The 8,235-nt window shown below is 73.4% G+C and carries 10 protein-coding genes and 1 pseudogene; 1 reads left to right on the forward strand and 10 read right to left on the reverse strand.

Annotation, left to right across the window (positions count from 1 at the left end):
• Positions 1–235 precede the first annotated feature (235 nt).
• From eis to EAD98_RS29785, 6 genes are all read right to left on the reverse strand, one after another.
• Positions 236–1,426: an enhanced intracellular survival protein Eis gene (gene eis, locus EAD98_RS29760; RefSeq protein ID WP_121657269.1), complete on the reverse strand. Its 1,191-nt coding sequence runs from the start codon at positions 1,424–1,426 to the stop codon at positions 236–238.
• Positions 1,427–1,494: 68 nt separating this feature from the next.
• Positions 1,495–2,187 carry a hypothetical protein gene (locus EAD98_RS29765; RefSeq protein ID WP_121657270.1) on the reverse strand — a complete coding sequence of 231 codons (693 nt, stop codon included), beginning with the start codon at positions 2,185–2,187 and terminating at the stop codon, positions 1,495–1,497.
• On the reverse strand, positions 2,184–3,029 hold the full coding sequence (locus tag EAD98_RS29770; RefSeq protein ID WP_121657271.1) for an ATP-binding cassette domain-containing protein: 846 nt from the start codon (positions 3,027–3,029) through the stop codon (positions 2,184–2,186). The genes EAD98_RS29765 and EAD98_RS29770 overlap by 4 nt, the downstream gene beginning before the upstream one ends.
• Positions 3,026–3,364 carry a PadR family transcriptional regulator gene (locus EAD98_RS29775; RefSeq protein WP_121657272.1) on the reverse strand — a complete coding sequence of 113 codons (339 nt, stop codon included), beginning with the start codon at positions 3,362–3,364 and terminating at the stop codon, positions 3,026–3,028. The genes EAD98_RS29770 and EAD98_RS29775 overlap by 4 nt, the downstream gene beginning before the upstream one ends.
• Before the next feature lie 102 nt (positions 3,365–3,466).
• Positions 3,467–4,186 (reverse strand): PP2C family serine/threonine-protein phosphatase, encoded by a 720-nt coding sequence (locus EAD98_RS29780; protein WP_121657273.1) that lies wholly within the window; start codon positions 4,184–4,186, stop codon positions 3,467–3,469.
• Between the two features lie 102 nt (positions 4,187–4,288).
• On the reverse strand, positions 4,289–4,810 hold the full coding sequence (locus EAD98_RS29785) for a helix-turn-helix domain-containing protein (protein ID WP_121657274.1): 522 nt from the start codon (positions 4,808–4,810) through the stop codon (positions 4,289–4,291).
• 94 nt (positions 4,811–4,904) lie between these two features.
• Between EAD98_RS29785 and EAD98_RS29790 the strand changes: the two are divergent.
• A pseudogene (locus tag EAD98_RS29790) lies at positions 4,905–6,050 on the forward strand (benzoate/H(+) symporter BenE family transporter); the annotation flags it as partial.
• 20 nt (positions 6,051–6,070) lie between these two features.
• Here EAD98_RS29790 and EAD98_RS29795 read toward each other — a convergent pair.
• The 4 genes from EAD98_RS29795 to EAD98_RS29810 all read right to left on the reverse strand — a co-directional run bounded on the left by EAD98_RS29795 (position 6,071) and on the right by EAD98_RS29810 (position 8,162).
• Positions 6,071–6,442, reverse strand: coding sequence for a hypothetical protein (locus tag EAD98_RS29795; RefSeq protein ID WP_121657275.1), 372 nt, complete (start codon positions 6,440–6,442; stop codon positions 6,071–6,073).
• 195 nt (positions 6,443–6,637) lie between these two features.
• On the reverse strand, positions 6,638–6,889 hold the full coding sequence (locus tag EAD98_RS29800; RefSeq protein WP_089018164.1) for a hypothetical protein: 252 nt from the start codon (positions 6,887–6,889) through the stop codon (positions 6,638–6,640).
• 79 nt (positions 6,890–6,968) lie between these two features.
• Positions 6,969–7,430 (reverse strand): large conductance mechanosensitive channel protein MscL, encoded by a 462-nt coding sequence (gene mscL / locus EAD98_RS29805; RefSeq protein ID WP_121657276.1) that lies wholly within the window; start codon positions 7,428–7,430, stop codon positions 6,969–6,971.
• A gap of 39 nt (positions 7,431–7,469) precedes the next feature.
• Positions 7,470–8,162, reverse strand: a complete 693-nt coding sequence (locus tag EAD98_RS29810; RefSeq protein ID WP_121657277.1) for a FadR/GntR family transcriptional regulator — start codon at positions 8,160–8,162, stop codon at positions 7,470–7,472.
• Positions 8,163–8,235: the final 73 nt, after the last annotated feature.

Genomic DNA, 8,235 nt, shown 5'->3' on the forward strand with positions numbered 1-8,235 from the left:
GCGTCCTGCTCGCCGGTGGCCAGCGCCCCCGGCTCGGCCGGCGGGCTGGGCTGCGCGGCGGCCGGAGCCGGAGCCGGGTCGTCGGGCGCGCAGGCGGGCAGGGTCGCCGTGGCGACACCGAGGACGAGCAGGGCGACAAGCGACGTCATGCGCACCCCGTGATGCTAGGAGCCGCGACGGCGCCGGAGCGAATCCGCCATGCCGGTTTAACCCGTGGCTAAGGGTGGGTGAGCACTCAGAAGTCGGCGAGGAGGTACGGCACCCGGGGCGGGAAGATCCCGCGCAACTCGACGGCGGCGTCGGCCGGCACCTCGCCCAACCCGCGCAACGGCAGCTCGGCCGGATCCAGCACCCCGTACGCGAGGGCGGAGAGTCCGGCGGCGGTGAGCGTGGCGGTCGGGGCCCGACCGCTGGCGCCGCCGGCCAGCTCCAGCGACCCGGTGGTGCCGTCCAGCAGGTGGCTGCCGGCGAGCCACCGGTCACCGGTCAGCTCGATCCGGACCCGGCCCGGCCCGGCGGGCAGCCCGTTCAGCGCGTCCAGCGTCAGCAGCCGGGCCATCGGAGCGGACGACCCCGGCCGGCCCGCCCGCGCCTCGATGTGCACGTCCAGGTCGGTCAGCCACAGCTCCGGCAACTCGTCCGGGGCCACCTGGACGCTGACCCGCTCGACCTGGTCGACGTGCCGGGCGAAGAACTGCAACAGCAGTGTCCGGCCGAGCGGGTCGGCGTACAGCAGTTCGTTGCCGGCCAGCGTGCCGCCGTGGTCGTCGATCCGGTACGTCACCATGCCGATGACCTGGCCGCCCGCCCGTGCGGTGACCAGCCAGTACTCGTCCCGGTCGCGCAGCCCGACCGACCGGTAGTCGGGGAAGACGGCGAAGCCGTGCCGGTCCTGGAGGCAGCGCTCGGTGAACGCGAGCCAGGTGGGGTAGCCGGCGCCGATCCGCTCCCAGCTCACCTCTCCGGGCAGTTCGGCGCGGAGCAGCGAACCCAGGTCGGCCGGTGTGAAGGTGACCGTGCGGGGCTTGGGCAGCCCGACGTAGCCGAACCGGGCGTAGAAACTGGGCCGGAACGGGTAGAGCGCGCTGAGCGGGTGCCCCTCGTCGCGCATCTCGTCGAGGAGTTGGTGCAGCAGCGTCCGGACGTGCCCCTGGCGGCGGGCCAGCGGATGGGTGGCCACTCCGGCGACGCCGGCCATCGGCAGTACCGCTCCGCGCAGGTTCTGCCGCATGGGGATGGCCGTGCAGGCGGCCAGCGTGCTGCCGTCCTCCTCGACGATCAGCGTCCGGTTGCCCTCGTGGTAGGGCAGGTAGTCGCGGAACTCCTCGATCCGGGTGGCGCTGCGCGGCGACGACTCGAAGGCGTACGCGGCCAGCGGGAAGCTGGTGGTGAGACGTTCGTCGGCGGTCACCCGGCGGATGGTCATCCGCCCATTTGAGCCTGCCGTTCTGATCGGAGCAACCGGATTGGCCAGATCCACCACGCCGGCGCCGGTCAGCCGACGGGCAGGTGCCGCAGGTGCCGGCGGCGGCGCAGTCGGACGTTGGCCACGGCGGCCACGCCGAGGGCCAGCAGGGCGGTGACGGCGAGCCCGTGCAGCACTCCCCGGGCGAGGTAACCCTGGTCGGTGTGGTCCACCGCCCAGGTGGCGATCTCCCGGGTCGACCAGAACGGCGTCAACTTCGCCCCCGAGCCGGCCGGGTCGATCAGCATCTGCACCGTCACCACGGTGAGCAGCAGCAGCGTCCCTTCCAGCTCGCGCGGCAGCAGCGCACCGATCAGCATCCCGAACGGCGCCGCCACCCCGACCGAACAGAGCAGCGCCGCGGCCAGGCCGCCGTACCGCAGGTTCGCGCCGTCGACCATGGGGAGCAGGAAGAACGGTACGGAGATGACGAGCCCCACCATCCAGAGGCCGAGCATCCGACCGAGGTAGAGGTGGTGCGGGCGGTAGCCGGCCAGCCGCAGCCTCGGCTCCAGCTCGCGGGCCGCGGTGGTGGCGAAGAGCGCCGCCGTGCTCACCGCCCAGCCCACGCCGAGCAGCAGCGAGCGGACCGACTGTCCCAGGTAGGCGTCCCGCCGGATCAGGTAGAAGGTCAACGGCATCAACAACAACAGCAGGAGTACGCCCCGACGCCGCAGCAGCTCCCGCAGGGTCATCTCGGCGACGGTGACGAGCCGGTTCACGGGTGGCCTCCCTGGACGCCGGGCGCGCGACGCCCGGTCTGTTGTGCCGGGGTCAGGTCGAGCACGGTGTCCACCCGGTCGAGCTGGTTGAGCAGGTGGGTCACCACGACGATCGCCGTGCCGGCGTCCCGCAGTCGGCCGAGCTGGTCCCAGAAGTTGACATAGGTGCCCTGGTCGAAGCCCTGGTACGGCTCGTCGAGCAGCAGCACGTCCGGCTGGCTGAGGGTGGACATGGTCAGGTTGAGCTTCTGCCGGGTGCCGCCGGACAGGTGCCGGGCCTGCTCGTCCCCACCGGCCTCCCAGCCGAGCTGTCGGGCTGCCGCCCGGCCGGCGCGGCGGGCTGGCCCCCGGGCCACGCCCTGGCCGGCCCCGACCAGCACGAAGTGCTCGTCGGCGAGCAGAAAGTCCGCGGTGCCGCCGGACTGCGGGCAGTAGCCGAGCCGCCCGGAGACGGTCACGTTACCGGCGTCGGGTGAGATCAGGCCGGCACAGATCCGCAGGAATGTGCTCTTGCCGCAGCCGTTCGCGCCGATGACGGCGGCGATCTGTCCGGCCCGGACGGTCAGCGTCGCGTCGTGCAGCACCGTCCGCCGCCCGTACCGCTTGGTGATGCCCCGGGCGTGCAGCCGGACCGGCCCGGGGCGCGGTCCGGGCGCGGTGCCGATGCTCTCCACGATCGCGCCCGCGTACTGCTGGGGTGGCCCGAAGACGACCCAGGGGTCGCCGCCGCCCTCGCGCAGGTGTGTGGCGGCCTCAGCGACCACGTGCCGGGCGGCGTCCGCCGCGACCCGGCGCTGGTGCAGCTCGGCCGCGAGCGTACGCAGCCAATCGTCGACGTTCACCGGGCGACCCCTCTCGTGACGATGTCGTTCACCGGCCCGACGAAGGTGAGCCAGGCGCGGCCGCCCCCGCGGAGCGCCGCGTGCCCGTCGTCGGTGAGCCGGTAGTACTTGCGGGCCGGCCCGGCGGCGCCCTCCCGCCACTGCGCGGTCACCAGGCCCGTCTTCTGTAGACGGAGCAGCACGGGATAGAGGGTGCCGCCCTGGATGGGCCCGATGCCCGCCGCGTCGAGCGCCTGGGCGAGCTGGTAGCCGTAGGACTCGCGCTCGGCCAGCAGGGCCAGGACGCAGATGTCGAGCACCCCCCGTAGCCACTGCCCGCGCCGGTCGGAATCCACCCGCCGGACACTAGCGGCGCAATCTAGATGGCACAACTATCTACCGGGTCGGCGGAACTCGTCACGGCCCGTTCCGCGGACCGCCGCGAGGGTCGGGCGAGGTCAGCGGGCGACGACGTCGGAGACGACGACGGTGACGTTGTCCGGTGCGCCGGCGTGGTGGGCGAGCTTCACCAGTTGCTCGCCGCACTGCTGGCGGTCGGTGTACATGCCCAGCGTCGCGCCGATGGCCTCGTCCTCGACGTAGTCGGAGAGCCCGTCGCTGCACAGCAGCAGCCGGTCGCCGGGGACCACGGTGAGCACGCCGACCGCCGGTGGGGTGTCGGCGCCCTGCACGGCCCGGGTCACCAGGGATCGCTGCGGGTGGTGCCGGGCCTGCTCGGGGGAGAGCGAGCCCTGGTCGACCAGGGACTGGACGAAGGTGTCGTCCCGGGTGAGCTGGGTCAGCTCCCCGTCGCGCAGCAGGTAGCAGCGTGAGTCGCCGACCTGGGCCAGCACCAGCGTCTCGCCGGCCAGCAGCGCCGCGGTGAGCGTGGTGCCCATCCCCTCGCGGGTCGGGTCGACGGTGATGGCGGCGTGGATTCGCTGGTTGGCGGTGCTGACCACGGCGCGCAGGGCGTCGGCGGCCTCGTCGGGGTCGGTGGGCGGGGCCAGCTCGTCCAGGATCCGGATCACGATCTCGCTCGCCACCTCACCCGCGGGCAGCCCACCCATGCCGTCGGCGACTGCGATCAGGCGGTCACCGGCGAGGGCGGAGTCCTCGTTGTTGGTCCGGATCAGGCCGATGTCGTTGAGGATGACCGAGCGGAGGATCAGCGTCATGGGGTCAAGCTTGCCAAGAACACCCCGCCTTCGTCTCTACGCACTACTACGAAGGTCGAGAAATGATGCCGATGTCCGCGCTCGGGCCTCCCGGGCGGTGGCTCAGCGGCGTGGATAACGCAGCAGGAGGCTGGCGGCGACCTCCTCGTCGCCCACCGCCGTGTAGCTGTGCGGCACGTCGGAGACCCAGCGGAGGTGACCGCCGGCCGGGGCGGTCAGCGGCGCGTCGGCCGGGCCGGCGCGCAGCACTCCGGCGAAGACGGTGACGTGCTCGGTGACCCCCGGCTGGTGGGCGGGGGAGAGCTGCCCCGGCCCGGGCGCGACGCGCATCCGGTAGAGCTCGTAGGTCGCGTCGGCCTCGGTGAACACCTCCAGCAGGGTGGCGCTGACCGCGGCGCCGTGCACGGTGGGCGCGGCGGCCGGCTCGGCCAGCACGGTGGTCAGTGGCACGCCGAGCTGCGCGGTGACCGCCCAGAGCGTCTCCAGGGTGGGGTTGCGGGTGCCGTGCTCCAGGCCGGAGAGGGTGGCCTTTCCGATGCCGGCGAGTCGGGCGAGTGTGGACAGCGAGATCCCCCGCTCCTCGCGCAGGGCGCGGACCCGGCGGCCGACGACGGCAGGATCCACGTCGGGGCCCGGACGGCGGGCTGGTGGTGGGTGCGGCACCCGGCTATCGTGCTACACGCCGTCGTTCCGTAAACGGAACAGTGGGAGGGTTGGGATGGTCGGACAGGCGCAACCGGTGCTGGCCGGGGTGGTGACCGCCCTGGTCGGCTTCGCCAGCTCGTTCACGGTCGTGCTGGCCGGGCTCCGGGCGGCCGGCGCGTCGGACGCGCAGGCGGCCTCCGGCCTGCTCGCCCTCTGCGTGGCGTCCGGGCTGGCCGCCGCCTGGCTCGGCCTGCGGCATCGGATACCGATGAGCGTCGCCTGGTCCACGCCGGGCGCCGCGCTGCTGGTGGCGACCGGGCCACCGCCGGGCGGGTGGCCGGTCGCGGTGGGCGCCTTCCTCGTCTCCGGCCTGCTGATCGTGGCGGCCGGCCTGTTTCCGCCACTCGGTCGGGCGGTGGCCGCCATTCCCAAGCCGGTGGCCGGCGCGATGCTCGCCGGGGTGCTGCTGCCGCTGTGCACCGCGCCGGTCCGCGCGCTGGTCGAGCTGCCCACGGTGGCCGGCCCGGTGGTGGTCGGCTGGCTGCTGCTGCACCGGTACGCCCGCCGCTGGGCGGTGCCCGGCGCGCTGCTGGTGGCGGTGGTGGCGATCGCGCTGACCGCGCCGCCGGCCGGCCTGACCGTCGCCGCGCTGACCCCGTCGGTGGCGCTGACCGCGCCGGCCTGGAACGCGTCCGCGCTGGTCGGGCTCGCGCTTCCGCTGTTCCTGGTCACCATGGCCGCGCAGAACGTGCCCGGCATGGCGGTGCTGGTCGGGTACGGCTACCGCCCGCCGTTCGGCGCCGCGCTGCGGGCCACCGGGCTGGCCAGCCTGCTGGCCGCCCCGGCCGGCGGGCATGCGGTGAACCTCGCGGCGATCACCGCCGCGCTGGCCGCCGGCCCCGACGCGCACCCGGAGCCGGAGCGCCGGTGGGTCGCCTCGGTCACCGCCGGCGTCGGCCTGGCCGTGCTCGGGCTGGGCGCCGGCGTCGCCACCGCGCTGGTCGCGGTCGCCCCGCCGATCCTCATCGAGGCGGTCGCCGGGCTGGCGCTGCTGGGCGCGCTGGCCACCGCGCTCGCCTCTGCGGTGGCCGATTCGGCGACCCGGGAGGCCGCCGTGGTCACCTTCGTGGTGACCGCCTCCGGGGTGACGCTGATCGGTGTGGGCGGCGCGTTCTGGGGTCTGGTCGCCGGCTGCCTGATGCTGCTGCTCTTCCGCCGCGCAGGGGATCAGGCCGGAACTCACTCCTCGGCGGGCAGGTCGGCCACGCCGACCGCGAGCCGCACCCGGCCGTCCGAGACGGCGGCGATCCGGTCGGCCGGGACGTACACCGCGCCGGCGTCGACCAACTCGGTGGAGACCTTCAGGTAGCCGCCGTGCAACAGCCGGGCGGCCAGGTCGGCCGGCACCTCGGGTTCCTCGACCGCCGTGGCCTCGATCAGCTCGTCCAGACTGCTGCCCGGATCGGCGGTCGGCGCCTGGACGGTCACCGCGTTCGGGTCACCCCGCTGAACGAGATCAACCGTGCCGACCTCGGTGCCGGCGGGGTCGATCACCGGCATCCCGGTGGTGATCCGCGAGATGGTCGCCTGCTGCTCGTCCTGCTGGTCCATCCCACCGCGGTTCCCGGGGCGGTACGCCGCTAAACGCCGTCACCAACCGGCCCGCCGCTCAGCCAGCCCGGCGGCGGCGCGCGGCGGCGATCGGTCCGGAGAGCGTGATGACTCTGCGGCATATTTATGCCACAGAGTCATCAGCGTCGAAAGCGGTACCGCCTCCAGAGCCCGGAGCGGCCGTGGCAGCGGCACTCAGCTGTTCGGGAGGGTCCAGCCACCCGGCGGACGTGGGGACAGCTCGCGCCAGGTGTCCGGGCCGTCGAGCAGCGCCCGGACCGTCTCCTCGGCCTCGTCCGCACTGCCGTACTCGTAGAACCGGGAGATGCCCTCGGCGCCGCCGGCCCGCTGCTCGACGTGCCACCGGTCGGCGTCCACCCGAAGGAAGACGTCCCGTCGGGCCAGCCGCCCCCATTTCCCGTTCCACCAGTGCTTCCGCTGCTCCATGGGCGGACTCTATCGAACACACGTACGAGAAGGTGCGGCCCCTGCGGGAATCCCACAGGGGCCGATGTGCATCCGTCGGTCAGCGCGGCGCCGGCGGCTCCGTGCGGCGGCCCAGCACGTCGTCCAGCGCCCCGCGCTGCTGGCCAGGGGTGGTGTGGCCGGCGGAGACCAGCGCGTCGCGGATCTCGGTGAGCAGCTTGATCTCCTCGCTCGGCGCCGAGGGCGGCGGCTCCTCGCCCCGCTGGCGCCGCTCAGCCAGCTTGTTCATCGGAAACACCACGAAGAAGTAGAGCACCGCCGCGGTGAGCACGAATGTGATCAGGGCGTTGAGGAACCCCGCCCAGTCCATGAAGTTGCCCTTGCTGAGCTCCCACTGGCCAGCGAACTGGTCCTCCCCGCCACCGACCAGCTTGATGATCGGCTTGAGGAACGAGTTCGTGAGAGCGGTGACCACGCCCGTGAAGGCGGCGCCGATGACGACACCGACCGCCAGATCGATGACGTTGCCGCGCATGATGAAGTCTTTGAAGCCCTTGAGCATTCGTACTCCCGAGGTGTCCGGTTTTCCGTCCGGCACAACCTATGCCCCTCCGGCGGGCTCCAGAAAAGCGCTGGCTTCGATCGCTGCCCGGCCCGGGTCGCCCGCCCGGATCGCCTCGACCAGCCGGGTGTGGTCGACGTAGCGCTCCGGCGTGAGCGCGTCCCCCATCGCCTGGGCGACGGTGCTGCGCAGCGCGGTGCCGACCGAGGCGTACAGCTCGGCCAGCATGGCGTTGTGCGCGGCGGCGACCACCGCGGTGTGCAGCGCCGCGTCCGCCTCGACGAACGCGTCCACCCGGCCGCCGCGCCAGGCCGCCTCGCGCTCGGCGAGCGCGCCGTCGAGCGATGCCAGGTCCTCCGGGGTACGTCGCAGCGCGGCCAATCGGGCGGCCTCCACCTCGAAGGCGCGCCGCACCTCGATCACCTCGGTCATCCGGTCGTCGCCGAGGCGGCGGGCCACCACCGGCGCCAACTCGTCGGTGGACACCACGTACGTGCCGGAGCCCTGCCGGCACTCCAGCACTCCGGCGTGCACCAGGGCGCGGACCGCCTCGCGGACGGTGTTGCGCCCGACGCCCAGCGCGGCGACCAGCTGTGGCTCGGTGGGGATGCGCCCGCCGACCGGCCACTCGCCGCCCAGGATCCGGGCCCGGAGTTGCTCGATGGTCTGCCGGACCCGGTGGCCGCGGGGCGGCACGGGCGGCGCGGAGGAGGAATCGACCGACGGTGGCACTGGTTACATCACCGGTCCCAAATTCATCCCATGATTGTAGGTTAGAGGTCATGACCCCGCCACCGACCGCCGC

Source organism: Micromonospora sp. CV4 (genome assembly GCF_003667455.1).
Taxonomy (GTDB): Bacteria; Actinomycetota; Actinomycetes; order Mycobacteriales; family Micromonosporaceae; genus Micromonospora.